The 25,857-nt window shown below is 62.6% G+C and carries 29 protein-coding genes and 2 tRNA genes; 21 read left to right on the top strand and 10 right to left on the bottom strand.

Going from position 1 to position 25,857, the window contains the following annotated elements:
• Position 1: 1 nt before the first annotated feature.
• The 6 genes from BLW05_RS07670 (at position 2) to BLW05_RS07695 (ending at position 4,223) form a co-directional block, all read left to right on the top strand.
• Positions 2–1,087 carry a tartrate dehydrogenase gene (locus tag BLW05_RS07670; protein WP_093161518.1) on the top strand — a complete coding sequence of 362 codons (1,086 nt, stop codon included), beginning with the start codon at positions 2–4 and terminating at the stop codon, positions 1,085–1,087.
• Between the two features lie 220 nt (positions 1,088–1,307).
• Entirely contained in the window at positions 1,308–1,580 is a 273-nt protein-coding gene (locus tag BLW05_RS07675) for an HU family DNA-binding protein (RefSeq protein ID WP_007830705.1), read from the top strand.
• A gap of 17 nt (positions 1,581–1,597) precedes the next feature.
• Positions 1,598–1,673 (top strand) — tRNA-Val (locus BLW05_RS07680).
• A gap of 75 nt (positions 1,674–1,748) precedes the next feature.
• Complete coding sequence (locus tag BLW05_RS07685; RefSeq protein ID WP_093161520.1) at positions 1,749–3,662, top strand: SurA N-terminal domain-containing protein; 1,914 nt, start codon at positions 1,749–1,751, stop codon at positions 3,660–3,662.
• A 29-nt stretch (positions 3,663–3,691) separates the two neighbouring features.
• A tRNA-His gene (locus BLW05_RS07690) sits at positions 3,692–3,767 on the top strand.
• A gap of 117 nt (positions 3,768–3,884) precedes the next feature.
• On the top strand, positions 3,885–4,223 hold the full coding sequence (locus BLW05_RS07695; RefSeq protein WP_093161521.1) for an H-NS histone family protein: 339 nt from the start codon (positions 3,885–3,887) through the stop codon (positions 4,221–4,223).
• A gap of 65 nt (positions 4,224–4,288) precedes the next feature.
• Here the strand turns inward: BLW05_RS07695 and BLW05_RS07700 are convergent, their stop codons facing one another.
• On the bottom strand, positions 4,289–5,275 hold the full coding sequence (locus BLW05_RS07700) for an NADPH:quinone oxidoreductase family protein (RefSeq protein WP_093161523.1): 987 nt from the start codon (positions 5,273–5,275) through the stop codon (positions 4,289–4,291).
• A 127-nt stretch (positions 5,276–5,402) separates the two neighbouring features.
• On the opposite strand from BLW05_RS07700, the gene surE reads away from it, so the two are divergent.
• Genes surE through rlmD form a run of 5 tightly spaced genes read left to right on the top strand, consistent with a single transcriptional unit; the run spans position 5,403 to position 10,417 of the window.
• Entirely contained in the window at positions 5,403–6,167 is a 765-nt protein-coding gene (gene surE / locus BLW05_RS07705) for a 5'/3'-nucleotidase SurE (protein WP_093161524.1), read from the top strand.
• Between the two features lies 1 nt (position 6,168).
• The gene (locus BLW05_RS07710) at positions 6,169–6,942 is read left to right on the top strand and encodes a protein-L-isoaspartate(D-aspartate) O-methyltransferase (RefSeq protein WP_093161526.1); all 774 of its coding nucleotides are present in this window, start codon (positions 6,169–6,171) and stop codon (positions 6,940–6,942) included.
• A gap of 11 nt (positions 6,943–6,953) precedes the next feature.
• Positions 6,954–7,907: a peptidoglycan DD-metalloendopeptidase family protein gene (locus BLW05_RS07715; RefSeq protein WP_093161528.1), complete on the top strand. Its 954-nt coding sequence runs from the start codon at positions 6,954–6,956 to the stop codon at positions 7,905–7,907.
• 6 nt (positions 7,908–7,913) lie between these two features.
• Positions 7,914–8,945 carry a sigma-70 family RNA polymerase sigma factor gene (locus BLW05_RS07720; RefSeq protein ID WP_093161533.1) on the top strand — a complete coding sequence of 344 codons (1,032 nt, stop codon included), beginning with the start codon at positions 7,914–7,916 and terminating at the stop codon, positions 8,943–8,945.
• Between the two features lie 38 nt (positions 8,946–8,983).
• Positions 8,984–10,417 (top strand): 23S rRNA (uracil(1939)-C(5))-methyltransferase RlmD, encoded by a 1,434-nt coding sequence (rlmD, locus tag BLW05_RS07725; RefSeq protein WP_093161534.1) that lies wholly within the window; start codon positions 8,984–8,986, stop codon positions 10,415–10,417.
• A gap of 53 nt (positions 10,418–10,470) precedes the next feature.
• Here the strand turns inward: rlmD and BLW05_RS07730 are convergent, their stop codons facing one another.
• A complete protein-coding gene (locus tag BLW05_RS07730; protein WP_093161535.1) occupies positions 10,471–11,172 on the bottom strand; it encodes a Bax inhibitor-1/YccA family protein in 702 nt (233 codons plus the stop codon).
• Between the two features lie 167 nt (positions 11,173–11,339).
• Between BLW05_RS07730 and BLW05_RS07735 the strand changes: the two genes are divergently transcribed.
• Entirely contained in the window at positions 11,340–11,747 is a 408-nt protein-coding gene (locus BLW05_RS07735; protein ID WP_093161537.1) for a GlcG/HbpS family heme-binding protein, read from the top strand.
• A gap of 176 nt (positions 11,748–11,923) precedes the next feature.
• Here the strand turns inward: BLW05_RS07735 and hemP are convergent, their stop codons facing one another.
• The 6 genes from hemP to bfr all read right to left on the bottom strand — a co-directional run bounded on the left by hemP (position 11,924) and on the right by bfr (position 15,151).
• Positions 11,924–12,139: a hemin uptake protein HemP gene (gene hemP, locus BLW05_RS07740; RefSeq protein WP_093161538.1), complete on the bottom strand. Its 216-nt coding sequence runs from the start codon at positions 12,137–12,139 to the stop codon at positions 11,924–11,926.
• A 107-nt stretch (positions 12,140–12,246) separates the two neighbouring features.
• Entirely contained in the window at positions 12,247–12,660 is a 414-nt protein-coding gene (locus BLW05_RS07745) for an ExbD/TolR family protein (protein WP_093161540.1), read from the bottom strand.
• A gap of 5 nt (positions 12,661–12,665) precedes the next feature.
• Positions 12,666–13,379 carry a MotA/TolQ/ExbB proton channel family protein gene (locus tag BLW05_RS07750; RefSeq protein ID WP_093161542.1) on the bottom strand — a complete coding sequence of 238 codons (714 nt, stop codon included), beginning with the start codon at positions 13,377–13,379 and terminating at the stop codon, positions 12,666–12,668.
• 20 nt (positions 13,380–13,399) lie between these two features.
• Positions 13,400–14,107, bottom strand: coding sequence for an energy transducer TonB (locus BLW05_RS07755; protein WP_256330101.1), 708 nt, complete (start codon positions 14,105–14,107; stop codon positions 13,400–13,402).
• A 77-nt stretch (positions 14,108–14,184) separates the two neighbouring features.
• Positions 14,185–14,457: a (2Fe-2S)-binding protein gene (locus BLW05_RS07760; RefSeq protein ID WP_093161543.1), complete on the bottom strand. Its 273-nt coding sequence runs from the start codon at positions 14,455–14,457 to the stop codon at positions 14,185–14,187.
• Positions 14,458–14,674: 217 nt separating this feature from the next.
• Complete coding sequence (gene bfr, locus BLW05_RS07765; protein ID WP_093162129.1) at positions 14,675–15,151, bottom strand: bacterioferritin; 477 nt, start codon at positions 15,149–15,151, stop codon at positions 14,675–14,677.
• 240 nt (positions 15,152–15,391) lie between these two features.
• On the opposite strand from bfr, the gene ahpC reads away from it, so the two are divergent.
• Positions 15,392–15,964 (top strand): alkyl hydroperoxide reductase subunit C, encoded by a 573-nt coding sequence (gene ahpC / locus BLW05_RS07770; protein ID WP_093161545.1) that lies wholly within the window; start codon positions 15,392–15,394, stop codon positions 15,962–15,964.
• An 80-nt stretch (positions 15,965–16,044) separates the two neighbouring features.
• Entirely contained in the window at positions 16,045–17,622 is a 1,578-nt protein-coding gene (gene ahpF, locus BLW05_RS07775) for an alkyl hydroperoxide reductase subunit F (RefSeq protein ID WP_093161546.1), read from the top strand.
• A gap of 124 nt (positions 17,623–17,746) precedes the next feature.
• Here the strand turns inward: ahpF and BLW05_RS07780 are convergent, their stop codons facing one another.
• Positions 17,747–18,568 carry a posphoenolpyruvate synthetase regulatory kinase/phosphorylase PpsR gene (locus BLW05_RS07780; RefSeq protein ID WP_093161548.1) on the bottom strand — a complete coding sequence of 274 codons (822 nt, stop codon included), beginning with the start codon at positions 18,566–18,568 and terminating at the stop codon, positions 17,747–17,749.
• Between the two features lie 191 nt (positions 18,569–18,759).
• Between BLW05_RS07780 and ppsA the strand changes: the two genes are divergently transcribed.
• From ppsA to dnaB, 7 genes are all read left to right on the top strand, one after another.
• Complete coding sequence (gene ppsA / locus BLW05_RS07785; protein ID WP_093161550.1) at positions 18,760–21,153, top strand: phosphoenolpyruvate synthase; 2,394 nt, start codon at positions 18,760–18,762, stop codon at positions 21,151–21,153.
• A 210-nt stretch (positions 21,154–21,363) separates the two neighbouring features.
• Positions 21,364–21,849 carry a hypothetical protein gene (locus BLW05_RS07790; RefSeq protein ID WP_093161551.1) on the top strand — a complete coding sequence of 162 codons (486 nt, stop codon included), beginning with the start codon at positions 21,364–21,366 and terminating at the stop codon, positions 21,847–21,849.
• Positions 21,850–21,940: 91 nt separating this feature from the next.
• Positions 21,941–22,315: a 30S ribosomal protein S6 gene (gene rpsF, locus BLW05_RS07795; RefSeq protein WP_093161553.1), complete on the top strand. Its 375-nt coding sequence runs from the start codon at positions 21,941–21,943 to the stop codon at positions 22,313–22,315.
• Positions 22,316–22,319: 4 nt separating this feature from the next.
• The gene (gene priB / locus BLW05_RS07800) at positions 22,320–22,622 is read left to right on the top strand and encodes a primosomal replication protein N (RefSeq protein WP_093161555.1); all 303 of its coding nucleotides are present in this window, start codon (positions 22,320–22,322) and stop codon (positions 22,620–22,622) included.
• 20 nt (positions 22,623–22,642) lie between these two features.
• Positions 22,643–22,924 carry a 30S ribosomal protein S18 gene (gene rpsR / locus BLW05_RS07805; protein WP_019655919.1) on the top strand — a complete coding sequence of 94 codons (282 nt, stop codon included), beginning with the start codon at positions 22,643–22,645 and terminating at the stop codon, positions 22,922–22,924.
• A 13-nt stretch (positions 22,925–22,937) separates the two neighbouring features.
• Positions 22,938–23,390, top strand: coding sequence for a 50S ribosomal protein L9 (rplI, locus tag BLW05_RS07810; protein ID WP_093161556.1), 453 nt, complete (start codon positions 22,938–22,940; stop codon positions 23,388–23,390).
• A 189-nt stretch (positions 23,391–23,579) separates the two neighbouring features.
• The gene (gene dnaB / locus BLW05_RS07815; protein WP_093161557.1) at positions 23,580–24,983 is read left to right on the top strand and encodes a replicative DNA helicase; all 1,404 of its coding nucleotides are present in this window, start codon (positions 23,580–23,582) and stop codon (positions 24,981–24,983) included.
• Here dnaB and BLW05_RS07820 read toward each other — a convergent pair.
• A complete protein-coding gene (locus BLW05_RS07820) occupies positions 24,980–25,690 on the bottom strand; it encodes a helix-turn-helix transcriptional regulator (protein ID WP_093161558.1) in 711 nt (236 codons plus the stop codon). The two genes, dnaB and BLW05_RS07820, sit on opposite strands and share 4 nt — an antisense overlap.
• Between the last annotated feature and the right edge of the window lie 167 nt (positions 25,691–25,857).

Below are 25,857 nucleotides of genomic sequence, written 5' to 3' on the forward strand. Positions count from 1 at the left end.
CATGAGCACCCAACGAATCGCAGTCATCGCCGGCGACGGCATCGGCAAGGAAACCGTGCCCGAGGGTCTGCGCGTGCTCGACGCGGCAGCCCGCAAGTTCGGAATCGACCTGAAGTTCGATCACTTCGACTTCTCGAGCTGGGACTATTACGAGAAGCACGGGAAGATGCTGCCCGACAACTGGAAGGAGCAGATCGGTGGGCACGATGCCATCTTCTTCGGCGCCGTCGGCTGGCCCGAGAAGATCGCGGACCACGTGTCGCTCTGGGGCTCGCTGCTGCTGTTCCGGCGCGAGTTCGACCAGTACATCAACCTGCGGCCGGCGCGGCTGATGCCCGGCATCGTGGCGCCGGTGGTGCGCCGCGACGGCACGCCGAGGCAGCCGGGCGAGATCGACATGTACATCGTTCGTGAGAACACCGAGGGCGAGTACTCGAGCATCGGCGGCCGCATGTACGAAGGCACGGCGCGCGAGATCGTGGTGCAGGAAACGGTGATGTCGCGTTTGGGCGTGGACCGGGTGCTGAAGTTCGCGTTCGAACTCGCACAGGCGCGGCCGAAGAAGCACCTCACCAGCGCGACCAAGTCCAACGGCATCTCGATCACCATGCCTTACTGGGACGAGCGGGTCGCGGCGATGTCGAAGAACTATCCCGGCGTGAAGCTCGACAAGTTCCACATCGACATCCTCACCGCGCACTTCGTGCAGCGGCCGGACTTCTTCGATGTGGTGGTGGCGAGCAATCTCTTCGGCGACATCCTTTCGGATCTCGGTCCGGCCTGCACCGGCACGATCGGCATTGCCCCGAGCGCGAACCTGAATCCCGAGCGCACGACGCCTTCGCTGTTCGAGCCCGTGCACGGTTCGGCGCCGGACATCGCGGGCCAGGGCATCGCCAACCCGATCGGCCAGATCTGGTGCGGCGCGATGATGCTGGAGTTCCTCGGCCACAAGGCTGCGCACGATGCGATCCTGGCCGCGATCGAGAAGGTGCTCGACCCCCGAAGCGGCGCGCCGCGCACGCCCGACATCGGCGGAACCGGACGCACGATCGACCTCGGAAAGGCCATTGCGGAGGCCCTCTGAGAGGGCATCGCAAAAGGCCACTAGAATCGCGCTCCTCGTTGTGGTCTATGGGGTGAGTGTCTTATTGACACCCCGTAGACCAGTGGTTGTAATCCCTGTCGGCAGTGCGCTGCCGGCGCGTCAGAACTGTCACCCAATTCCAATTTGCACCTCGCGGCATTCGTCGCGAGGACGGGATCGCTTCTGACCCTGATCAACATTTTTTCTACAAGGGGCCCTTGTGAACAAGACCGAACTGATTGAGCACATCGCAAAAAACGCCGACATTTCCAAAGCAGCCGCTACGCGCGCACTCGAGTCCACCATCGGCGCCATTCGGACCACGCTCAAGAAAGGCGGCTCGGTGTCGCTCGTCGGTTTCGGTACTTTCGCTGTGGGCAAGCGTGCTGCGCGCACCGGTCGCAATCCGCGCACCGGCGACGCGATTAAAATCAAGGCCGCCAAGATTCCGAAGTTCCGTCCCGGCAAAGCGCTCAAGGACGCCTTGAACTGAGATCAATGTTTCCGGTGGGGTGCTTAGCTCAGCTGGTAGAGCGGCGCCCTTACAAGGCGTAGGTCGGGGGTTCGAACCCCTCAGCACCCACCACCCGATACAAAAGGCGAACAGAGCGTTCGCCTTTTTTGTTGCCGTTTCGCAATCCGTCAAAGAGAGTGCTCCAGCATGTTTGATTCCTTCCGCAAGTACAACAAGATCATCATGGGATTCTTGTTCTTGCTGATCATTCCGTCGTTCGTGCTGTTCGGCGTCAATCGCTACGAGGGAAGCGGCAAGGCCGAGAAGGTCGCTCGCGTGGATGGCGCCGACATCACGCGCCCGGAATGGGATCAGCAGCATCGCAACGAGGTCGACCGCATTCGCCAGCAGGCGCCGAACATCGAGCCGGCCCTGCTCGACTCGGATGCCGCGCGCTATGCCACGCTGGAGCGCATGGTGCGGGATCGCGTGCTGGCCGCCGCCGCAGCGAAGTCGAACATGGCGGTTTCCGAGGAACGGCTTGCCCGTCTCTTTGCCGAGAACAGCGGCCTCGCAGCCTTCCGCACGCCGGACGGCAAATTCGATCGCGAAGGCTTCCTGCGGGCTACCGGCCGCACGCCGGAACAGTACGAAGCCGCGATCCGTGCCGAACTCGCGACGCAGCAGGTGTCGCTCGGCATTTCCGGGACCGCATTCGCGAGCGCCGCACAGGCCGCGGCGACGCTCAATGCGTTCTATGACCGTCGCGAGATCCAGGTGGCGCTGTTCAAGCCGGCCGATTTCGCTTCCAAGGTCAGTGTCAGCGACGCCGACATGCAGGCTTTCTACAAGGATCATTCCGCGCAGTTCCAGGCGCAGGAAGAAGCCAATGTGGAATACCTCGTGCTCGATCTCGAAGCGGCCAAGAAGAACATCGCGATCAGCGAAGCGGATCTCCGCAGCTACTACGACCAGAACAGCGCCCGATTCGGCAGCAAGGAAGAGAGGCGCGCGAGCCACATCCTGATTGCCGCGCCGGCGAGTGCGCCCGCCGCGGAGCGCGAGAAGGCGCGTGCAAAGGCGGAGGAACTGCTTGCTGAAGTCCGCAAGGCGCCCGCCACTTTCGCGGAAGTGGCACGCAAGAATTCGCAGGATCCCGTTTCCGCGGAAAAGGGCGGCGATCTCGACTTCGTGACGCGAGGCGCCACAGTCAAGCCTTTTGAGGATGCACTGTTCGCGCTCAAGAAAGGCGATATCAGCAATGTTGTCGAAACCGAATTCGGCTTCCACATCATCCACCTGAACGATATCAAGCCGGCGGTGGTGCCACCGTTCGAAAAGGTCCGCGCCACCATCGAGAACGAAGTCCGCAGCCAGCAGGCCACTCAGGAGTTCGCCAAGGCGGCCGAAACATTCACCGACATCGTCTACCAGCAGCCCGACAGCCTGAAGCCTGCTGCGGAAAAGCTGAATCTCACCATCCAGACCGCGAACAACGTCCGACGGGTGCCCCTGCCGGGCGGCTCGGGCCCGCTGGCAAACCGGAATTTCCTGAACGCGCTTTTCGCGCCCGATTCGCTCGAGCGCAAGCACAACACCGAAGCGATCGAGATCGGCGCGAACCAGCTCGCGGCCGGGCGCGTGACTCAGTACTCGCCGGCGCGTGCGCTGCCGTTCGATGAGGTCAAGGACAAGGTCCGCGCCCAGCTCGTTGCGGAGCGTTCGGCGGCCCTCGCGAAGGCGGAGGGTACGGCCAAGCTGACGGCCTGGCAGGCCAATCCGGCCGGCGCCGCGTTCGGTTCGCCTGTCACGGTCTCGAGGCTGGAAACGCAATCCCAGCCGCCGCAAGTCATCGAGGCCGCGCTGCGTGCCGACAGTGCCAAGCTGCCGGCGCTGGTGGGTGCCGATCTGGGGGCGCAAGGCTTCGCTGTCGTGCGTGTCGTGAAGGCCGTGCCGCGCACGCCGCCCACGCCGGAAGTGGCCAAGCAGGAAAGCGAGCAGTACGGACAAGCTGTCGGCGCAGCCGAGACGGCTGCCTACTACGACATGCTGAAGAACCGCTTCAAGGCCGAAATCTTGGTGCCGAAGCCATCGGATTCCGCCATCAGCGCCGAAAGGTAGTTTTTCACGCTACAATAGCTGGCTCTGCGGTGGCTGTAGCTCAGTTGGTAGAGTCCCAGATTGTGATTCTGGTCGTCGTGGGTTCGAGTCCCATCAGCCACCCCAAACTGCATTGATCAAAAGCGCCGACCCTCGGGTCGGCGCTTTTTTTTGTGCGCCTCGTTTGCTGCAATTCGAATTTCAATTAGAATTTTTGCTTTCCAATTCGGAGGATTCGCACCGATGGCCTCAACCCTTGCCGACATCAATTCCCAGATCAAGAAGCACGACGAGCAGATTGCGCAATTGCGCAAGCAAGCCGAAGAGCTCAGAAATCAAGAACGGGCTGGCGTGATCGAGGAAGTGCGCAAGAAGATCGCCGAATACGGTTTGACGGCCTCCGATCTGAAACTCGCAGTGCGCGGCGGCAGAAGGAGCGTGGTCGCGGCACCGGCAAAGGCGGCTGCAAAGTACCGCAGCCCGACCGGAGAAACCTGGTCTGGCGGCCGCGGTCGCAAGCCGCGCTGGGTGACGGAGGCGTTGGCTGCGGGCAAATCGCTGTCCGATTTCGAAATCAAGTAAGCCTTGCGCTTGAGCTAAAAAGCCCGCGATTCGCGGGCTTTTTTATTGGTTTGCCGTGTGACGCGTCAGTTGACGAGGACCAGCTTGCCCTTCACGCCGCGCGAGCCCATGTGTGCGTAGGCGGCCTTGAGGTCCGCCATGGGCATGGTGCTGTCGATCACCGGCTTGATCTTGCCCTGGCCGTACCATTTGGCCAATTCGGCCATCATCTGTGCATTGGCCTTGGGTTCGCGCTTGGCGAAATCTCCCCAGAACACGCCGACCAGCGACGCGCCCTTGAGAAGGGCCAAATTCAGCGGCAGCGAGGGAATGGGGCCAGCGGCGAAACCGACGACCAGATAGCGGCCACGCCACGCGATCGACCGGAATGCGGGCTCGGCGAATTCGCCGCCCACCGGGTCGTATATGACATCCGGTCCTTTGCCATCGCTCGCAGCCTTGACCGCGTCGCGGAATGCATTGGGAAGACCGTGCGTCGTGTAGTTGATCGTCGCATCCGCACCAATGGACCGGCAAAGTTCGCATTTCTCGTCTGTGGAGGCCGCGGCAATCACCTTGGCGCCCGCCGCTTTTGCAATCTGAATTGCGGCCGTGCCGACGCCGCCAGCCGCGCCGAGAACCAGGACGGTTTCACCCGCCTTCAATTGGGCGCGATCCATCAGTGCGTGCCACGACGTCGCGTAAATCATGATGAATGCGGCCGCGTCGACATAGCCAAATCCATCGGGCAAGGGCATGCACAAGGCGGCCGGTGCGAGCGTGTGCGTTCCGAACCCGCCGGTGCCGGAAAGACATGCGACGTTCTGGCCCACGCGCAGGTCCTTGACACCTTCTCCGACCGCAGCGATCACGCCGGCATATTCGGACCCCGGCACGAAAGGCAGCGGGGGCTTGATCTGGTATTTGTTCTGAACGATCAGAAGGTCGGGAAAGTTCAGGCTGGCGGCCTTGATTTCGATCAGGACCTGACCCGGGCCGGGCTGGGGCGTCGGCAGTTCTTTCCATGTCAGCGCGTCGACGCCGACGGGGTTTTCGCAGAGCCATGCATGCATGCTCGTGTCTCCTGTAGATAGGACAGTGATGATTGAGAGTGCGGGGCATGATAGGCCTCGGCCGATGACGGCGTTGTCCCAGTCGTGACGCACCTGCCGCCTACAATCTTGCGGACTCCCAGACGCCATGAAGATACTTATTTCAAACGACGACGGTTATCAGGCCCCAGGCATCGTGGCGCTGCACGATGCGTTGAAGGATGTGGCCGACGTCGAGGTGGTCGCGCCCGAGCACAACAACAGCGCGAAGTCCAACGCGCTGACGCTGGCGGCGCCGCTGTATGTGCATGCTGCGCACAACGGCTTCAGGTACGTGACCGGAACGCCCGCCGACTGCGTGCACATCGCTTTGAAGGGCTTGCTCGACTACAAGCCCGACCTTGTGGTCTCGGGCATCAACAACGGCGCCAACATGGGCGACGACACGATCTACTCGGGAACAGTCGGCGCAGCGATGGAGGCCTATCTGTTCGGTATCCCGGCCATTGCCTTTTCCCAGATCGAAAAGGGTTGGGCGCATATCGATGCAGCCGCGAGCGCTGCGAGAAGACTTGTCCAGCAGATCGAGCGCGAGAAGATGATCGGAGGCCCTGCCTTCCTGCTCAACGTCAACATCCCCAATCGGCCGTTCGAAGAACTGAAGCCGGTGAAGGTGTGCCGTCTCGGCCGTCGTCATGCGGCCGAAAAGGTGATCACTCAGGACAGCCCGCGTGGCGAGACCATGTACTGGATTGCCGGCGCCGGCGGTGCCAAGGACAGCGGCGAGGGCACCGATTTCCATGCGACCGCAGCGGGCCATGTTGCACTGACCCCACTGCAGATCGACCTGACCGACCACGCCCATCTCGGCCACTGGCGAGACACGGTGGCTCGGCTCGGCGAGTCTCTCTGATATGGCAGGCCAACGTCCCGGATTTCCGGCGCGGCTGACGACCGGGGCGCCTGCGACAGTTCGCGGACGGACTCCCGCCCCGCCTCCGAGACCCACGGTGCATGCGACACCGTCGATGGCATCGGAAGCCGTGCGCACCCGCATGGTGCAGCGTCTTGCTCGGCAAGGCATCGCCGATGCGCGTGTGCTGCGTGCAATGGGTACTGTCGAGAGACATATGTTTGTCGATAGTGCGCTGGTCAATCAGGCGTACGAAGACACCAGCCTGCCGATCGGACTGGGCCAGACCATCTCCAAGCCCAATGTCGTGGCGCGCATGATCGAGTTGCTGCTCGGTGCGCCCTCGCTGGCGAACAAACCGGCTGATCGACTGGGCCGCGTCCTCGAGATCGGCACGGGTTGCGGCTACCAGGCCGCGGTACTGAGTCATGTGGCAACCGAGGTCTATAGCATCGAGCGTCTGCGCGGTCTTCACGAACGCGCGCGCGCGAACCTGCGGCCGTTTCGTCTCGCGACCGTTCACCTCTTGCTGGGGGATGGCATGGTGGGTTATGCCAAGGGTGCACCGTATGCCGGCATCATCGCTGCGGCTGGCGGGGAAGCGGTGCCAGAGGCATGGATTGCGCAGCTTGCCGTGGGTGGCCGCATCGTCGCGCCGACCCAGTCATCGACAGGTGGACAAGCCCTCGTCGTCATCGACAAAACCGCACGTGGGACAGAGCGCCGCGTTCTTGAGGCGGTTCACTTTGTCCCCCTAAAATCGGGAATTGCTTGAAGGAAGAACACATGCAGGGTATTGGCAATCGGGGCTGGCTTGCCGGCATGACGCTGGCAGTTGCGCTCGTGATTGTGGGATGTTCGACGCCGAGCGGACCAGTGCCTGTCGAGGATCGCGGTGCGATGACGCGCGCGCCGGCTACAGGTGCGACGAGCGCGCAGCCTGGGATCGGGGTTCCGCCGATCACCACCGATCCGTCGGGCAAGCCGCTGCCTGGCATCGAGAACTACGGCAAGCCCGGCTACTACGCGGTGCGCCCCGGCGACACGATTCGCCGTATCGGCGCGGAGACGGGTCAGAGCTGGCAGAACATCGCGAAGTGGAACAACCTCGACAATCCTGACCTCATCGAAGTGGGGCAGGTTTTGCGCGTGATCCCGCCTGTAGGTGCGGCCGCGGCGACGACATCGGCGCCGCCAGTCGCGTCGACCACAGATGCATCGGGCAATCGAGCAGCGACGCAACCGATCGTCGCGCCCGCCACGGCTGCAGCGGCCGCGTCGTCGGCCAATGCAACAACCAACGGCGCCGCCAAGCCACCCATGCCGGTGACCGCATCGCCCACGCCACCCGCAGCGGCGGCATCGGGTGACGAAGACGTGGGTTGGATCTGGCCCGCGCAAGGCACCTTGATCGCAGGCTTCGACGAGGCCAAGAACAAGGGTCTCGACATCAGCGGCAAGGCCGGTGATTCGGTTCTCGCGGCTGCTGACGGCCGCGTGGTCTATGCGGGTGCGGGTTTGAGGGGCTACGGCAATCTCATCATCCTGAAGCACAACAACACCTATCTGACCGCTTACGCGCACAACCGAACGCTGCTCGTCAAGGAAGACCAGTCCGTGCAAAAGGGACAGAAGATTGCCGAGATGGGCAACAGCGACGCTGATCGCGTCAAGCTGCACTTCGAAATCCGCCGACAGGGCAAGCCGGTCGATCCGGCGCGGTACCTGCCGCCACGCTGACGTGCCATGGCCAGCGCCCGCCCTTATCGCACTCCGGTCGTGCGGCGAGCGGCGGGCAACGGCGGGACATCGGTGCATGCTGGCGAATCCGGAAACACGAACGCCCACGATCCGATCGATGGCATCCCGGGCGAAGGTCGCGACGAGAAGCTGCGCAGCGGCGCCGCTGTCGACCTGTCGGGCGAGAGCGGCGATTCGTTGACGCTCTATCTGCGCGAGATTCGCCGGACCGAGCTGTTCACCCCCGAGGAAGAGTATCGAACGGCGTGCGCCGCGCGGGAGGGGGATTTCGCCGCCCGCCAATCGATGATCGAGCACAACCTTCGTCTCGTGGTGAACATTGCCAAAGGCTATCTCGGTCGCGGCGTGCCGATGGCGGATCTGATCGAGGAAGGCAATCTCGGGCTGATGCATGCGATCAACAAGTTCGAGCCCGAGCGGGGGTTCCGCTTTTCGACCTATGCGACCTGGTGGATCCGGCAATCGATCGAGCGCGCCGCGATGATGCAGGCGCGTGCGATTCGCCTGCCGGTTCATGTGGTGCGCGAGCTGCAACAGGTGATGCGCGCACGCCGAACGCTGGAGGGCGACCCCGAGTTCCTTGCCCTTCGGCCTGATGGCATTCGCGTCGAGGATGTCGCCGCGCTGCTTGGCCGCGGGATCCAGGAGGTGGCCGATCTCCTCGCGCTCGCCGAAGCACCCCGGTCGCTGGATGCAGGCAGTGATCGTGGTGAAGACAGCTTCACCCTTGCCGACACTGTGGCGTCGGACGATGAGGGGGGTGATCCCACCGGCGTCACTCAAACGCATGAAGTCGAGCGGCTTCTCGATCAATGGATCCGCGTCCTCACCGAGCGCGAGCGTGAAGTTCTCGAAGGCCGCTACGGCTTGCATGACCGCGATCCCGAAACGCTCGAGGTGTTGAGTGTTCGTCTCGGTCTGACGCGGGAGCGTGTAAGGCAGATTCAGAACGAAGCGCTCGCCAAGATGCGGCGTCAACTGGCACGTGCTGGCGTACAGCGCGACGCGCTTCTTTGAGCTCGGGGGGCAAAGCCGCTGCCTGAGACAATCGGGGCATGACGGATTCGAAAGTGAAGAACGAGGAGCAGCAGCGCTCCAACGATGAATGGCTGCAGGTTGAATCGCTCGACCTCGATGCGCAAGGCGTGGCGCACAAGGCCAACGGCATGGTTGTGTTCATCGAAGGTGCATTGCCCTTCGAGCAGGTGCAGCTCAATGTGCATCGCAAGAAAAACAATTGGGAGCAGGGCACGGTCACGAAGATCGGCCGTGAGTCCTCCCAGCGCGTGCGGCCCGGCTGCCCGCACTTCGGACTGCATGCCGGCGCCTGCGGTGGCTGCAAGATGCAGCACCTCGATGCCGCCGCGCAAGTCGCCGTGAAGCAGCGTGCGCTGGAAGACAACCTCTGGCACTTGGGCAAGGTCCGGCCTGAAAACATCCTGCGCCCGCTCGAGGGGCCCGCGTGGCACTACCGCTATCGCGCGCGCCTTTCGGTGCGGCACGTGATCAAGAAGGGCACGGTGCTCATCGGGTTCCATGAGCGCAAGAGCCGCTATCTGGCGGACATGAAGGTGTGCCCCGTGTTGCCGCGGCAGGTCAGCGACATGCTGATGCCGCTGCGCGACCTGATCGGCTCACTGGATGCGCGTGATACGTGTCCGCAGATCGAGCTTGCCTGCGGAGATGCGTCGGAAGGTCTTGGGCTGGGCGTGATTGCGCTGGTGCTGAGGCACCTGGATCCCCTGTCCGGCGCGGACGTCGATCGCCTGAAGGCATTCGCAGCGCAGCACCAGGGCGTGCAATGGTGGCTGCAGGCCAAGGGGCCGGACACCGTCAAGCTGCTCGAGGAAGGTGGCCCGGCACTGGCCTACGAGTTGCCCGAGTTCGGCGTCAGGATGCCGTTCAAGCCGACGGATTTCACCCAGGTCAATCCGCACATCAATCGGGTTCTCGTCAGCCGTGCGCTCCGGTTGCTCGACGTTCAACCGCACGAGCGGGTCATCGACTGGTTCTGCGGCCTGGGTAATTTCACGCTGCCGCTGGCAAGTCGCGCGCGCGAGGTGCTGGGCATTGAAGGCAGCGACACGCTGGTGGCTCGCGCAACAGAGAATTTCGAACGGAACCGTCCCGCCACGGCGGCCCGGCGCGCACTGGCTGCGACCAGCTTCGTCGCGCGCAATCTCTTCGAGATGACGCCCGAAATGCTCGTCGCTGATGGCGCCGCCGAAAAGTGGCTGGTCGATCCGCCCCGCGAAGGCGCGTTTGCACTGGCGAAGGCGGTGGCGGACCTGCATCAGCAGCCGGAATTGAGGGCAGGCTGGGTGCCGCCGAAGCGGATCGTCTATGTGAGCTGCAATCCCTCGACACTGGCCCGCGACGCCGGCCTGCTCGTCCATCAGGCGGGCTATCGATGCGCGTTCGCGGGTGTCGTCAACATGTTCCCCCACACCGCACACGTCGAGTCGATCGCGGTCTTCGATCTGGCATGAAAAAAGGGTCCGTCAGGACCCTTTTTTTCGCAAGGCGAGTCGCTGCTTTGACGTCAGTCGCGCTCGCCGCCCAGGATACCCAGCAGGGCCAGGAGGCTCTGGAAGACGTTGAACAGGTCAAGATAGAGCGCCAGGGTAGCGCTGATGTAATTGGTTTCGCCGCCGTCGATGATCTGCTTGAGGTCGGACAGCATGTACGCGGAGAAGATGCCGATCGCAGCGACCGAAATGGCGAGCATGCCGGCGGTCGAGCCGATGAAGACATTGATGATCGCGCCGATCATCAGCACCATCGCGCCGACGAACAGCCACTTGGACATGCCCGACAGGTCGCGCTTGACAACCGTTGCGAGCGAGGCCATCACGAAGAACACGCCGGCCGTGCCGCCGAACGCGGTCATGACGAGCTCGGGGCCGTTCTTGAACCCCAGCACCATCGCGATCAGGCGCGAGAGCATCAGGCCCATGAAGAAGGTGAAGCCCAGGAGGACGGGTACGCCGGCGCCGGAATTCTTGGTCTTCTCGATCGCGAAGATGAATCCATACGCGCCAACGAGGAACACGATCAAGCCAAGGCCGCCGGTGAGCGAGCGGGTGATGCCGGTGGCCACCCCGAGCCATGCGCCGAGGACCGTCGGCAGCAGACTCAAAGCGAGCAGCCAGTAGGTGTTGCGCAGGACGCGATGACGCTCTGCCTGAGGCAGTGTCTGGCCGTAGCCGACGGAGGTGGCGAGTGTGTTGACAGGGTCGTTCATTGCTGAAACTCCACGAATATGCAGCACTGTTGCAGTTGGGGCGCATTCTAGGACGCGACAAGAGGCGGGAAAAACAAATACCTGAATTGAAACGGACTTAGCGCGTCCGGGGTTCGACCCTGTGCGAGCGCTATGCTTGCAGGTTGCGCAACTTTTTCGGACGACCCATGAAAACCAAATCTTTCCTCGAACTGGCCGACGTCAAGGCGATCGCCGCAGCGGCCGAAGCCGAAGCGGTCAAGAACAACTGGGCCGTGACCATCGCGATCGCCGACGACGGCGGCAATTTGCTGTGGCTGCAGCGGCTCGACGGCGCCGCTGCGCTTTCCTCGCACATCGCGCCGGCCAAGGCCCATACCGCTGCGATGGGACGCCGTGAGAGCAAGACCTACGAGGACATGATCAACGGCGGTCGGACGTCCTTCCTCACCGCGCCCGGCGTCCAGGGCCTGCTCGAAGGCGGCGTGCCGATCGTGAAGGATGGACACGTCATCGGTGCCGTTGGCGTGAGCGGTGTCAAATCCAATGAGGACGCGCAGATCGCGCGAGCCGGGATCGCGGCACTCGGTCTTTGATCGTTCGATCACCTCAAGCAAGAACGCCGACCCTGGGTCGGCGTTTTTCATTGCTGCGTCATGGTGGAAAAAAGTGCTTGGCTAGTCGGCGAACCGTTGGCTAGCAAAAAACGACCCTCGGAGATGGTCTCCTCGAGTCGCCCCACGATGAAACTTGCGCGAGGGGCGAGCTGACGCTATTTGGTCAGGATCAGCTTGCCGAACTTGGTGGCTTGCAGTCGATAGAGCGAGCCGTTGTGCATGATGCCGACGGTCTTGTTGCCCTTGAGAAGCTCAGTGCTTTCGACGAGGGGCGCAGGGCGCGCTGCCGACTCACCGGAAGCGCGACCGCCGCCGGACTGGTCCAGCGAAGGATGGTTCAGGACGGAAAAGGCATTCGGCGTGGCTTGCATCTTGAAAATCCCGTTTATCGAAGCGATTTGCAAATGATAATGATTCGCAATAAAAAGTCAATCGCGGCGATAGATTTTTTCGCTGAGCGCGTTCTCTCGGCGTCTCTTCACTTCGACTCCGGCTCGGTCACGAAGCCGATCTTGCGCACGCCGGCTTCCCGAGCCGCCGACATGGCCTGGGCGACACGTTCGTAGCGCACCGCCTTGTCGCCGCGAATGTGCAGTTCGGGCTGAGGATCCTTCGCGCCTTCTGCGGCCATGCGCGACTTCATTTCGGCATCGTCGATCTTCTGCTCATTCCAGTAATAGCTGCCATCGGCAGCCACCGTGAACAGAATGTTCTGCGGCTTGGTCTGCTCCGGTTCGCTGCTCGCGCGCGGCAGATCGATGTTCACCGCGTGCTTCATGACCGGCACGGTAATGATGAAGATGATCAGCAGGACCAGCATGACGTCGACCAGCGGCGTCATGTTGATCTCGTTCATCACTTCATCCGGTTCGTCCTGTGTTCCGAAGGCCATGATGATCAGCCTTTCTTGAGCGCGACGACCGTGGCTTCGCCACCGCTTTGAACGCGCGCACCGGTCACGAAGTAGGCATGCAGGTCGTGGGCGAAGCTGTTGAGCTTGGTCAGCACGAACTTGTTGCCGCGGACGAGGGCGTTGTATCCGAGCACGGCGGGAATCGCGACCGCCAAGCCCAGCGCCGTCATGATCAGCGCCTCCCCGATGGGACCGGCGACCTTGTCGATCGTGGCCTGGCCGGCGGAGCCAATGCTCATGAGCGCGTGATAGATGCCCCACACCGTGCCGAACAGGCCGATGAACGGCGCTGTCGAACCCACCGATGCCAGCACGGCCAGACCGGTCTGCAGGCGAGCGGTGAATTCGTCGATCCCGTTGCGAAGTGCGCGCGTGATCCAGTCGCTCACGTCGAGCGCGTCATGCAGATGCGCCTTGGTGTTGCGATGGTGCGCCGCGGCTTCGCGGCCTTCGAGCGCCAGCGCGCGGAAAGGATTGCCGTCGTCCTTGCCCAGTTTGTTCAGTGCGGTCGCGAAGTCTTCGCTGTGCCAGAAATCCTGCGAGTGCTTGGCAAGTCGCTTGTACCGGATGACGTCCAGCGCCTTGATCAGGATGACGATCCAGGATGCGAGCGACATGCCGATCAACAGCACAGCCACGGCCTTGGTAACGAAGTCACCCTGATGCCAAACGTTCATCAGGCCAAATTGGGAATCCATACGAAGCTACTCCAGAAAAATCAGTTGAGAACCCAGTTGATCGGGACGTTAAATTCCATTTGTTCGACGACGCCATTGCGTTTGCCCGGCACGTAGCGCCAGCTCATGACGGCTTGGCGCGCCGCCTCGTCCAGCCGCTCATAGCCACTTGACCGGAAAATACTGGCCTGCTTGGGCAGGCCGTCCACTCCGATCAGGACGCGCACGGTCGTCTTGCCCTGTTCGCCGAGGCGCTTGCTCATGGCCGGATACACCGGTTTCGGGTTCTGCAGGTAATCGGCATTGCTCGACGGCAATTGAACCGAAGGCGGTGCCGGCGGCGCGGGTGGAGGGGCTGGTGGCTCCGGCGGCGCGGGTGCCGCGATGGGGGCCTGTGGCGGAGGTGGTTCGAGGCTGCCAGTCGGCGCGTTGGGCGCTGGCTTCGGCTCACGAATCGCCTGGGGCCGAGGCGGCGGAGGCGTCTTGGTGACCTGCCGCTTGGGCTCTGGCGGGGGAGGCGGCGGCGGTGGCGGTTCCTTGGGCTTGGGAGGCTCGACGAATTCGCTGAGGATCTCGACGGGAATCACGACTTCAGCCGCGCGGCGCAGGAGCCCGCTCTGCAATGCCCAGAGGGCGGCGACGTGGAACAGCACCACGCTGCCCGCAATGACGACGTTTCGCGAGAGCCCGAGGGCGGAAGGGGGGGCTGAAAAGCGGTCAGACACGATGAGCCATTGGAGTGCGAGCACCGTTGGAGGTGCCCGTCGCAGCAAAACCGCTACGAGTTATTTGCGAAAGATCCACCAGACCGAGCTGGCGACAAGGATCAGACTGCCGCCGAGGGCCGCGAAGAGTTCCATGCTTTGCTTTCCTTGATGGAATTGGCAAGCTGGATCGCTGTCGGGCCGGTGTCGCGATGGAGGGCTGCGATCGGATGCGAGGCGCTGCATTGAGCGACCACTTCACGTGCGCAACCTTCGCATTGGCCGCATTGGGTGGCAACTCCGAGTTCAAACTGAACTTCGTCGAACGTCATGCCGGCTCGCACGTGGCGTGCGATTTCACGGTCGGAGACTCGGCGGCATACGCAAACGATCATGGCCTGTAAGCGAGTGGCTGGCTGTGCTGAAGAGGACTCGATTATAAATACGAATTCTTCGCATTTGCAATAACTATCAGTCTCGCAGGGCAGTCGTCTCGGTGGGGCTCAGTGCCTGTCGCGAAAGGGGATCGAGGGAAGGAATTCCGGCTCGCCGCGCTTGAACCGGCCCGCGCCCGGCCGCCAAGGACCGGGACGCGTGAGGTGACGAAGAGACTTACTCGATCTCACCCATCTGCGATTGCAGATAGTTCTGCAGCCCGACCTTGCCGAGCAGGTCGATCTGCGTTTCGAGGAAGTCGATGTGTTCCTCGGTGTCGTCCAGTATTTCCTGGAGGATGTCGCGCGACACGTAGTCACGTACTGCCTCGCAGTGCGCGATGCCGGCCTTGATCGTGGCTTGCGCGCCCATTTCCGACTTGAGATCGCATTCGAGAATCTCGGGTACGTCTTCGCCGACGTTCAGCTTGGCGAGATCCTGAAGATTCGGAAGCCCGTCGAGCATGAAGATGCGGTCCATCAGCTTGTCCGCATGCTTCATTTCGCCGATGGATTCTTCGTATTCCTTCTTGGCCAGCTTGTCGAAGCCCCAGTGCTTCAGCATCCGGTAGTGGAGGAAGTACTGGTTGATCGCGGTGAGCTCATTCTTGAGTTGAGCCTGTAGATGATCGATGACTTGTGGGTCGCCCTTCATGGTCTTTTCCTTGTTCTTGAAACGGTGAATTGTGAACGCGTTCAGACGGGCCGCAAGCAATCCCATGCGGGGGCACTCTGCATGCGTTTGAGGCTGATAGGCGTTCGCATTCGGGTTCTCCGGCCGCTCCCCGGACATAGGGGCACCCAATAGATTTGATAGAAAGTGGCTATCGGTGAGTGCGTATTAGTAGTTATACTGATGGCTCGCCTTTTTCATTAGCCAACTAGGAACTCATCAATGTCCCTGATCAATACTGAAGTCGTCCCGTTCAAGGCCACCGCCTATCACAATGGCAAGTTCGTGCCCGTCTCCGAAGAGAGCTTCAAGGGCAAGTGGTCTGTTGTCGTGTTCTATCCGGCTGACTTCACCTTCGTGTGCCCGACCGAACTCGGCGACCTCGCCGACAACTATGCCGAGTTCCAGAAGCTGGGCGTCGAAATCTACGGCGTGTCGACCGACACCCACTTCACGCACAAGGCGTGGCACGACACCTCGGAAACCATCGGCAAGGTCAAGTACCCGCTGATCGGCGACCCGAGCCAGCAGCTGGCACGTGCCTTCCAGGTCCTGATCGAAGAAGGCGAAGACGCCGGCCTCGCATACCGCGGCACCTTCGTGATCGATCCCAGCGGCAAGATCAAGACGATCGAAGTGCATGACAACGGCATCGGCCGCGACGCTGCCGAACTCCTCCGCCGCGTGAAGGCCGCGCAGTACGTTGCGGCTCACCCGGGCGAAGTCTGCCCCGCCAAGTGGACCGAAGGCGCCGAGACGCTCAAGCCTTCGTTCGACCTGGTCGGCAAGATCTAAGCCGCCTTTCCGCGCCGTGGCCCGGGCGCGCAAGCTCCCGGGCCTTTTTGTTCCCATTTGCATTTAAGAAGTGAGTCCACATGCTCGACGCAGGCACCAAATCGCAACTCAAAAGCTATCTCGATCGCATCACTCAACCGGTCGAAATCGTCGCCTCGCTCGACGACAGCAAGGCGTCCAGCGATGTTCAGTCTCTGTTGAAGGACGTGGCGGAATCGTCTTCTCTCATCAAGGTCGTTGAAAGCCGCGACGACAACCATCGCAAGCCGTCCTTCTCGATCAATCGCCCCAGCCAGAACAACGGCCCCCGCTTTGCCGGGCTGCCGATGGGGCATGAATTCACCTCGCTGATCCTGGCGCTGCTCCAGGTCGGCGGCTATCCGCCGAAAGTCGAGCAAGCCGTGCTCGAACAGATCCGCGCGCTCGACGGCGACTTCGAATTCGAAATCTATATCTCCCTGACCTGCCACAACTGCCCGGACGTCGTGCAGGCGCTCAACCTGATGGCAGTTCAGAACCCGCGCATCAAGACGACGATGATCGACGGCTCGCTGTTCCAGGACGAGGTCAAGGAACGCCAGATCATGGCGGTGCCGACGGTGTTTCTCAACGGCACCGAATTCGGCCAAGGTCGCATGACACTGGAGGAAATCCTCGCGAAGCTCGACTCGAGCGGCGTGGAACGCGAGGCGAAGAAGATCGCCGCGAAGGACCCCTTCGATGTCCTCATCGTCGGTGGCGGTCCGGCCGGCGCGGCCGCCGCGGTGTACGCGGCGCGCAAGGGTATCCGCACGGGTGTGGCCTCCGAGCGCTTCGGCGGCCAGGTACTCGACACCATGGGCATCGAGAACTTCATTTCGATCAAGGAAACCGAAGGCCCCAAGTTCGCGCTCGCGCTGGAAGAGCACGTGCGTGACTACGACGTGGACATCATGAACCTGCAACGTGCTTCGGCCCTGGTGCGCTCCGGCGACCTGATCGAGGTCAAGCTCGAGAGCGGCGCATCGCTGAAGAGCCGTTCGGTCGTGATCTCGACCGGCGCGCGCTGGCGCAACATCAACGTGCCGGGCGAGCACGAATACAAGAACAAGGGGGTGGCCTACTGCCCGCACTGTGACGGTCCGCTGTTCAAGGGCAAGCGCGTTGCGGTGATCGGCGGCGGAAACTCGGGCGTCGAAGCGGCGATCGACCTCGCGGGCATCGTGGGTCACGTCACGCTGATCGAGTTCGACACGCAACTGCGTGCCGACGCGGTGCTGCAGCGCAAGCTGCACAGCCTCGCGAACGTCACGGTCATCACCAACGCGCAGACGACGGAAATCAATGGCGACCAGCAGAAGGTCAATGGACTGACCTACAAGGACCGCGCGACCGGCGAAAGCCGTCGGGTGGATCTGGAAGGCGTGTTCATCCAGATCGGGCTTGTTCCGAACACCGACTGGCTCAAGGGATCGGTCGAACTGTCGAAGCACGGCGAAATCATCGTCGACGCGCGCGGCCAGACCTCGGTGCCCGGCGTGTTTGCCGCGGGCGATGCGACGACCGTGCCTTTCAAGCAGATCATCATCGCGGCCGGCGAAGGTGCAAAGGCGGCCCTGAGCGCCTTCGATCACCTGATCCGCACGTCCGCCCCTGCCGAAGAAACCGTACCAGCCTGACTTTCAGGGCCGGCGCAGCCAGGCCCTTTCGGGGAACACCGCGGAACCGGCTCCGCCGGGCCGCTGGTGTTGCCCCCGGCAGGGGGTGCCCGAACCACACGAAGTGGGCGAGGCTGGGGGCGAGCTAGTACGACAGGCGCTCCGGCCGCAATTCCTGCAGGATCGTCGTTGCGATCTCTTCGATCGACTTGGTGGTCGTCGACAGCCAGCGGATGCCCGCGCGTCGCATCATGGCCTCGGCCTCGCTGACTTCATGCCGGCAGTTCTCGATGCTGGCGTAGCGGGAATTCGGCCGCCGCTCGTTGCGGATTTCGGCCAGCCGCTCCGGCTGGATCGTCAGGCCGAAGATCTTCTTGCGGTGCGGCAGCAAGGCAGGGGGCAGTTGCCTGCGATCGAAGTCTTCCGGGATCAGCGGGTAATTGGCAGCCTTGAGCCCGTGCTGCATGGCCAGGTAGAGCGACGTCGGCGTCTTCCCGCTACGGCTGACGCCGACCAGGATGACGTCGGCGCTCTCGAGGTCGCGGTTGCTCTGCCCGTCATCGTGGGCCAGGCTGAAATCGATCGCCTGGATGCGTTCGTTGTATTCCTTGCTCTTGCTCACGTCGCTGAAGCGGCCGATCCGGTGGTTGGATTTCATCGCCAGCTCGATCTCCAGCGGCCGGACGAAAGTCCCGAACATGTCGAGCAGCATCCCCTTGCATTCGGTTTCGATCACCTCGAGCACTTCCATGTTGGCCAGCGTCGTGAAAACGATCGGGCGAACACCTTCCAGCTCCGCGGTGTGGTTGATCCGCCGGACCGCCTGGTGCGCCTTGTCCACCGTGTCGGTGAACGGCAGCCTCACGTGACGCGGCTTCATCTCGAACTGGGCGAGGACGGCGTTGCCAAATGTCTCGGCGGTGATGCCAGTCCCGTCGGACACGAAAAAAACGGTGCGCGTATGCATGATCTGAAGGCCTTGTCCGGAACCGCGCGCCGGATCGCGGCGCGCCTACAATTCGGCCCATTATCGGGAATGCCACCGATCGTTCCCCGACCCAATCCCTCCCATGCATCCGTCCCAGCGCCCAGAGCAACAAAAATGATCGCGTTGCGCCGCCTGCATGCAGCATCAGTTTCAACTTCTGGAGCTTTCCCATGTCTGCACTCTTCGAAGCGACCGCCCTGGTCGTACCGTTCGAAAACCTGAGGATGACCGACGTCGAGTCGGTCGGTGGCAAGAACGCCAGCCTCGGCGAGATGATTTCCCAGTTGCCGCAGGGCGTGCGGGTCCCGACGGGATTCGCCACCACCGCCCATGCGTTCCGTCAGTTCCTCGCGCATGACGGCCTGGCCGACAAGATCAACGCGCGGCTGGCGAAGCTCGACACCGAGGACGTCCGCGCGCTGGCCGCCGCCGGTGCCGAGATCCGCGCGATGGTCGAAGCGCAACCTTTCCCGGCCGATCTGCAGGAGGCGATCGAATCCGCATTCGCGACCCTCTCCGCCGGCAATCCGCAGGCCAGCTTTGCGGTCCGCTCGTCGGCCACCGCGGAAGACCTGCCGGATGCCTCCTTTGCCGGCCAGCAGGAAACCTTCCTGAACGTGGTCGGCATCGAAGACGTCCTTCACAAGATGAAGGAGGTCTTTGCCTCCCTCTACAACGATCGCGCGATCAGCTACCGGGTACACAAGGGATTTGCGCACGATGTCGTGGCGCTGTCGGCCGGCGTCCAGCGCATGGTCCGCAGCGATCTCGGGGCTGCCGGGGTCATGTTCACCATCGATACCGAATCGGGTTTCCAGGACGTCGTGTTCATCACCTCGAGCTACGGCCTCGGCGAAACAGTGGTGCAGGGCGCCGTCAATCCCGACGAGTTCTACGTGCACAAGCCGACCCTGCGCGCCGGCAAGCGCGCGGTGATCCGCCGCAACCTTGGCTCGAAGCTGATCCAGATGGAATTCGCCACGGCCGCGGAGAAGGCCGCCAGCGGCAAGCTCGTCAAGACCACCGATGTGCCGACGGAGCAGCGCAACCGCTACTCGCTGACCGACGCCGACGTCGAGCAGCTTGCCAGGTACGCGCTGGTGATCGAGGAACACTACGGCCGTCCGATGGACATCGAGTGGGGCAAGGATGGCACCGACGGCCAGCTCTACATCCTCCAGGCCCGTCCGGAAACCGTGAAGAGCCAGCAGGCCGGCAAGGCGGAGCAGCGTTACAAGTTGCTCGGCAAAGGCGCTGTGCTCGCCGAGGGGCGCGCGATCGGACAGAAGATCGGAACCGGCCCGGTGCGTCTCGTCCACAGCATCAACGAGATGGACAAGGTGCAGCCCGGCGACGTGCTCGTGACGGACATGACCGACCCGAACTGGGAGCCAGTGATGAAGCGTGCTTCGGCCATCGTCACCAATCGCGGCGGGCGCACCTGCCACGCGGCGATCATTGCGCGCGAACTGGGTATCCCCGCCGTGGTGGGATGCGGCGACGCGACCGACCTGCTGAAGGACGGCACGCTCGTGACCGTCAGCTGTGCCGAGGGCGACACCGGCTTCATCTACGACGGGCTGCTCGAAACCGAGGTGACCGAAGTGCAGCGCGGCGAAATGCCCCAGATCGACGTGAAGATCATGATGAACGTCGGCAATCCGCAGCTGGCTTTCGACTTTGCCCAGCTGCCGAATCAGGGCGTCGGGCTGGCACGCCTCGAGTTCATCATCAACAACAACATCGGGGTGCACCCCAAGGCGATCCTCGACTACCCGAATGTCGATGCCGATCTCAAGAAGGCAGTCGAATCGGTGGCCCGAGGCCATGCTTCGCCGCGTGCGTTCTACGTCGACAAGGTGGCAGAAGGCATCGCGACGATCGCCGCAGCGTTCTGGCCCAAGCCGGTGATCGTGCGCCTTTCCGACTTCAAGTCCAACGAGTACCGCAAGCTGATCGGTGGCAGCCGCTACGAGCCAGAGGAAGAAAACCCGATGCTCGGCTTCCGCGGTGCGGCGCGCTACCTCAGCGCCGATTTCGGCGAGGCATTCGCCATGGAGTGCGAAGCGCTCAAGCGCGTGCGCGGTGAAATGGGCCTGACGAACGTCCAGATCATGGTGCCGTTCGTGCGCACGCTCGGTCAGGCGGAGCGCGTGACGGGCCTGCTGGGAGAGCATGGCCTGAAGCGTGGCGAGAACGACCTCAAGCTGATCATGATGTGCGAGGTGCCGAGCAATGCGGTGCTGCCGGACGAGTTCCTGAAGCACTTCGACGGCTTCTCGATCGGCTCTAACGACCTGACCCAGCTCACGCTCGGACTGGACCGCGACTCGGGGTTGGAACTGCTCGCGGCGGACTTCGACGAGCGCGACCCGGCCGTCAAGGCATTGCTTAGCCGCGTCATCAGCGCCTGCAAGGCGCAGGGCAAGTACGTCGGCATCTGCGGACAGGGTCCCAGCGACCACCCCGACTTCGCGGTCTGGCTGGCGGAGCAGGGGATCGAGTCGATCTCGCTCAACCCCGACAGCGTGATCGACACCTGGACCCAGCTCGCTGCGCGCTGATCCGGCCTGCGACGGTGTGCGGCGGTGACTGTCATCGCCGCGCAACGACTTCTGTCACACGAAACGCTGTAATCCCCGCGTCAGTTTGATGTATTTGCAACCAGATGCATCTTTGGTGTCAAACTGCTGACCTCAAAGGGGCGCAAACGTACCGGGCCATGCAGGAAGTCTGCCTGGCTCAGGTGCTGCCCGTCCGGCGTCGAGGAAAGCATGATTCTTGTCAAGACAGAAACCGGGCACCGTGTGCTCAAGGACCGGTCGGTGCGGCTCACGCCGCGCCAGCGGTCTGCTTTCATTCTTTTTGACGGCCGCCGCTCGGTGAACGAGGTGATCGAGTCGGGCATGGGCATCGTGCCGGAGGACATCGACCAACTCGTTGCGCTCGGATTGCTGGAGCAGGCCGTTTCAGGGGCGCCGGCAGCCAGTCCGGCGCAGGTCGACCCACCCGTTTCTCATCCGGCGGCGCCGCGCGCAGCAGAGGCGCCATCCGGACGTTCCTCGCAGCAGCGCTATAAGGACGCCTATCCCATCGCGACGCAGCTCACGGCAAGCCTCGGCCTGCGCGGCTTCAGGCTCAATCTGGCCGTCGAGGGTACGTCGACCTTCGAACAGCTCCATGAGCTCTTCCCCAAGATCCAGTCCGCCGTAGGGCCTGACAAAGCCGCCGCGCTCGAGCGCGCCCTGACGGGCGACTGAGCCTGCTATAATTTCCGGCTTTGCCTTGCCACACTGCGCCTGACGCTGCGGGTGGCTTTATCCCTTCTACGGAAGATCCACAAGGAGTGCCATGCGTCACTACGAAATCATTTTGCTGATCCATCCGGATCAGAGCGAGCAAGTTCCGGCCATGCTGGAGCGCTACAAGGGCATGATCACCGCCGGCGGCGGCAAGATCCATCGCGTCGAAGACTGGGGCCGTCGTCAACTGGCCTACCAGATCAACAAGCTCAACAAGGCGCACTACCTGTGCGTGAACATCGAAGCTGAGCAAACCGTGATGGCCGAACTCGAGCACGCGTTCAAGTTCAACGACGCCGTTCTGCGTCACCTGACCGTGGTCAAGAAGAAGGCCGAGACCGGTCCTTCGTCGATGATGAAGACGGTCGAGCGTGAAGAGGCTCGCAAGGCCCAGCAGGCCGAATACGCCGCCAACAACAACTGATGGTGTGAGTACCGTCGCAGTCAATCAGCTCGTACTGACTGCCTGCGTCGCCGAAATCGGAGCCCTGCGTTTCACGCCCGCCGGCCTGCCTGCAGTCGACGCCAGACTCGAACATGAGTCGACGATCGTCGAGGCGGGCCAGTCAAGAACGGTGAAGGCGGCTGTCAAAGCCGTGGCGTTCGGTGCAGTCGCAGAGCGGCTGGCACGGCAGGCACTGGGAAGTCTCTGGCGATTCCAGGGCTTCCTTGCCACTCCGGGGAACGGCAAGCATCCGGTTCTGCACATCCAGGATTTTCAGCAAGATTAATTTTCGACAAGAGGTCCCAAATGGCCACGTTCAAGAAATTCAACAAGGACAAGCGTCCGAAGCGCAACACCCAGTCGCTGCTGTTCAAGCGCAAGCGCTTCTGCCGCTTCACGGTCGCCGGTGTTGAGGAGATCGACTACAAGGACGTCGATACCCTGCGCGATTTCATCAGCGAAAACGGCAAGATCATCCCCGCGCGCCTCACCGGCACGCGCGCCATCTACCAACGTCAGCTGAACACCGCGATCAAGCGCGCGCGCTTCCTCGCACTGGTGCCGTACAGCGACCAACACCGCGTCTAAGGAGCCGGACATCATGCAAGTCATTCTTCTGGACAAGGTCGTCAACCTCGGCGTGCTGGGCGAGATCGTCAAGGTCAAGGACGGTTACGCACGCAACTACCTGATCCCCTCGGGCCGCGCTCGCCGCGCGACGGACGCCGCCAAGGCCGAATTCGAAGCCAAGCGCGCTGAACTCGAGAAGGCAGCCGCCGCCAAACTGGCCGAAGCTCAAGCTCAGGGCGAGAAGCTCGCCGGTACGGCTGTCAAGCTGACGCAAAAGGCCGGCGTCGATGGCCGCCTGTTCGGCTCGGTCACGAACCACGACGTTGCCGACGAGCTGAACAAGCTCGGCTACAAGGTCGCGAAGTCGCAAGTTCGCATGCCCAACGGCCCGATCAAGGTCGTCGGCGACAGCACCGTGAGCGTTGCGCTGCACACCGACGTGGTCGTCGAAATCAACGTGACGGTCTACGGCGAAAGCGCGTAAGCCTTCTCAAGGAGAAAACAAGGTCGCTGATGCGACCTTGTCCTGTTGAGCCGCCTTCGGGCGGCTTTTGCTTTCTAGAGTGGCCGCGTTGTCCCGCGTCGTTCACCGGAAGATCACCGAATATTCACAGCCTTGTCCACGTGACGCCGTGCGTCGCGCGGCTTAGCATGCAGGGTTGCAAGGAGCCTCATGTCCGCCGTTTTTTCCTACGCCGATAACGACCCCTCGAACGATCGCCAGATCGCGCAATTGCGCATTCCGCCGCATTCGATCGAAGCCGAATCGAGCGTCCTTGGCGGGCTGCTTCTGGACAATGGGGCGTGGGACCGCATGGGCGATGTCGTCGTGGACAGCGACTTCTATCGTCATGAGCACAAGCTGATCTACGCCGCCATCGGCACCCTGATCAACGCCAGCAAGCCGGCCGACGTGATCACGGTCTACGAGCAATTGCAGAACCTCGGCAAGGCCGAGGAAATCGGCGGACTTGGCTATCTCAACTCGCTCGCCCAGTACGTACCGAGCGCGAGCAACATTCGGCGATACGCAGAGATCGTCCGCGAGCGATCGATCCTGCGCAAGCTCGTCGCCGCCAGCGATGAAATCGCGACGAATGCCTTCAACACGCAAGGCAAGGCGGTCGACAAGATCCTCGACGAGGCCGAGCAGAAGATCTTCAACATCGGCGAAGAGGGCACGCGGATGAAGCAGGGCTTCCAGGGCATGGATGCGCTGGTGGTCGAACTGCTTGACCGCGTGACCGAGATGGCCGAGAACCCGAACGACATCACCGGCGTTCGCACGGGCTTCTACGAGTTCGACAAGATGACCTCGGGGCTGCAGCCGGGCGACATGATCGTGCTCGCGGCCCGGCCGTCGATGGGGAAGACTTCGCTGGCCATCAATATCGCGGAGCACGTCGCGCTCAACGAAGGGTTGCCCGTCGCGGTGTTCTCCATGGAAATGGGTGCGTCGCAGCTGGCGGTTCGTATCGTCGGCTCGATCGGCCGCATCGACCAGGGCCACCTGCGAACCGGCAAGCTCACCGACGACGAGTGGCCGCGGCTCACGGAGGCCATCGAAAAGCTGCGCAATGTGTCGCTGCACATCGATGAGACGCCGGGCCTGACCACCAGCGAGCTGCGCGCCAATGCGCGGCGGCTTGCGCGGCAGTACGGCAAGCTCGGGCTGATCGTGGTCGACTACCTCCAACTCATGAGCGTGTCGACCAGCATGAACGACGAGAACCGAGCCACTGCGGTGGGCGAAATCTCGCGCGGCCTGAAGATGCTGGCCAAGGAACTCAAGTGCCCCGTGATCGCGCTGTCGCAGTTGAGCCGTGGCGTTGAAAGCCGTACCGACAAGCGTCCGATGATGAGCGATCTGCGCGAATCGGGCGCGATCGAACAGGATGCCGACCTCATCATGTTCATCTACCGTGACGACTACTACAACAAGGACAGCAAGGAGCCGGGCGTCGCGGAAGTGATCATCAGCAAGCACCGGAATGGGCCGACCGGCACCGTCAAGCTGGCGTTCCTGAAGCCGCTGACCAAGTTCGAGAATCTCGCCATGGGCGGCGACGATTTCTAGTTCTGATTCGCTGAATCAGCCTTTCGCGAGTTCGACTGCAGGCTCCTCAGCATATCCGCGAGCGTCTTGCCGGCCTCATCGCGGAAGCGCTCGGGCAGCACTTCGATCTGATCGATGCGATCGAGCCTGAAAGCGCGAAAGTCTTCCCTGAGTTCGCACCAGGCGGAAAAGGTCCAGACCTTTCCCCAATAGAAGCACCCGAGGGGCCTCACCGTGCGCTGCGTTGGCGCGCTGACGACGTCGTGATAGTCCATCCGGACCTTGTGCCGAGATTGCACGGCTTCTCGCAGTACCTGCAGCCGAGTGCGCGTGCCATCGTCGAGCACGTAGGCCGGTGCATAGAGCGCAAGACTCTCGGCGGACACGCGCGCCGCTGGTGGCAGTACGGAAAGGATCTTTCCAAGCGCGGATTCGATATCCCGCGCCATCGCGGTGTCGACCCAGCTCTGCGCGAGCCGGGCCGATGCAACCAACGCCGCGGCCTCGTCCTGAGTGAACATGAGCGGTGGAAGGTCAAAACCTGAACCGATGCGGTAGCCGACCCCGGCTTCTCCATCGACCGGTACGCCCTGGCGCTGAAGATCGGCGATGTCGCGATAGACGGTGCGCTCCGAGATCTCCAGGCGTTGCGCGAGGAAGGCTGCGGTCGTGAGCCGCCGCCCGCGAATGATCTGGACGATCTGGAACAGACGGTCGGCGCGGCGCATGCGGGCGTTCAGCTCCCGAACAGTTTCTTGTCGATTGGGCCGCTCCCACCTGGATCGCACGAAACCCAACACAGCCGAAGCCGGGAACCCCGCGGAACCGGCTTTGCCGGGCCGCCGGGGTTGCCCCCTGCAAGGGGGTCTCCGAGCCACACGGAGTGGGCGAGGCT

Source organism: Variovorax sp. YR216 (genome assembly GCF_900107745.1).
Taxonomy (GTDB): Bacteria; Pseudomonadota; Gammaproteobacteria; order Burkholderiales; family Burkholderiaceae_C; genus Variovorax.

Excerpts from the sequence above, each read along its gene's own strand:
- BLW05_RS07670 (WP_093161518.1), top strand. The coding sequence starts at position 2 with ATGAGCACCCAACGAATCGCAGTCATCGCCGGCGACGGCATCGGCAAG.
- BLW05_RS07685 (WP_093161520.1), top strand. The coding sequence starts at position 1,749 with ATGTTTGATTCCTTCCGCAAGTACAACAAGATCATCATGGGATTCTTG.
- BLW05_RS07695 (WP_093161521.1), top strand. The coding sequence starts at position 3,885 with ATGGCCTCAACCCTTGCCGACATCAATTCCCAGATCAAGAAGCACGAC.
- BLW05_RS07700 (WP_093161523.1), bottom strand. The coding sequence starts at position 5,275 with ATGCATGCATGGCTCTGCGAAAACCCCGTCGGCGTCGACGCGCTGACA.
- surE (WP_093161524.1), top strand. The coding sequence starts at position 5,403 with ATGAAGATACTTATTTCAAACGACGACGGTTATCAGGCCCCAGGCATC.
- BLW05_RS07710 (WP_093161526.1), top strand. The coding sequence starts at position 6,169 with ATGGCAGGCCAACGTCCCGGATTTCCGGCGCGGCTGACGACCGGGGCG.
- BLW05_RS07715 (WP_093161528.1), top strand. The coding sequence starts at position 6,954 with ATGCAGGGTATTGGCAATCGGGGCTGGCTTGCCGGCATGACGCTGGCA.
- BLW05_RS07720 (WP_093161533.1), top strand. The coding sequence starts at position 7,914 with ATGGCCAGCGCCCGCCCTTATCGCACTCCGGTCGTGCGGCGAGCGGCG.
- rlmD (WP_093161534.1), top strand. The coding sequence starts at position 8,984 with ATGACGGATTCGAAAGTGAAGAACGAGGAGCAGCAGCGCTCCAACGAT.
- BLW05_RS07730 (WP_093161535.1), bottom strand. The coding sequence starts at position 11,172 with ATGAACGACCCTGTCAACACACTCGCCACCTCCGTCGGCTACGGCCAG.
- BLW05_RS07735 (WP_093161537.1), top strand. The coding sequence starts at position 11,340 with ATGAAAACCAAATCTTTCCTCGAACTGGCCGACGTCAAGGCGATCGCC.
- hemP (WP_093161538.1), bottom strand. The coding sequence starts at position 12,139 with ATGCAAGCCACGCCGAATGCCTTTTCCGTCCTGAACCATCCTTCGCTG.
- BLW05_RS07745 (WP_093161540.1), bottom strand. The coding sequence starts at position 12,660 with ATGGCCTTCGGAACACAGGACGAACCGGATGAAGTGATGAACGAGATC.
- BLW05_RS07750 (WP_093161542.1), bottom strand. The coding sequence starts at position 13,379 with ATGGATTCCCAATTTGGCCTGATGAACGTTTGGCATCAGGGTGACTTC.
- BLW05_RS07760 (WP_093161543.1), bottom strand. The coding sequence starts at position 14,457 with ATGATCGTTTGCGTATGCCGCCGAGTCTCCGACCGTGAAATCGCACGC.
- bfr (WP_093162129.1), bottom strand. The coding sequence starts at position 15,151 with ATGAAGGGCGACCCACAAGTCATCGATCATCTACAGGCTCAACTCAAG.
- ahpC (WP_093161545.1), top strand. The coding sequence starts at position 15,392 with ATGTCCCTGATCAATACTGAAGTCGTCCCGTTCAAGGCCACCGCCTAT.
- ahpF (WP_093161546.1), top strand. The coding sequence starts at position 16,045 with ATGCTCGACGCAGGCACCAAATCGCAACTCAAAAGCTATCTCGATCGC.
- BLW05_RS07780 (WP_093161548.1), bottom strand. The coding sequence starts at position 18,568 with ATGCATACGCGCACCGTTTTTTTCGTGTCCGACGGGACTGGCATCACC.
- ppsA (WP_093161550.1), top strand. The coding sequence starts at position 18,760 with ATGTCTGCACTCTTCGAAGCGACCGCCCTGGTCGTACCGTTCGAAAAC.
- BLW05_RS07790 (WP_093161551.1), top strand. The coding sequence starts at position 21,364 with ATGATTCTTGTCAAGACAGAAACCGGGCACCGTGTGCTCAAGGACCGG.
- rpsF (WP_093161553.1), top strand. The coding sequence starts at position 21,941 with ATGCGTCACTACGAAATCATTTTGCTGATCCATCCGGATCAGAGCGAG.
- rpsR (WP_019655919.1), top strand. The coding sequence starts at position 22,643 with ATGGCCACGTTCAAGAAATTCAACAAGGACAAGCGTCCGAAGCGCAAC.
- rplI (WP_093161556.1), top strand. The coding sequence starts at position 22,938 with ATGCAAGTCATTCTTCTGGACAAGGTCGTCAACCTCGGCGTGCTGGGC.
- dnaB (WP_093161557.1), top strand. The coding sequence starts at position 23,580 with ATGTCCGCCGTTTTTTCCTACGCCGATAACGACCCCTCGAACGATCGC.
- BLW05_RS07820 (WP_093161558.1), bottom strand. The coding sequence starts at position 25,690 with ATGCGCCGCGCCGACCGTCTGTTCCAGATCGTCCAGATCATTCGCGGG.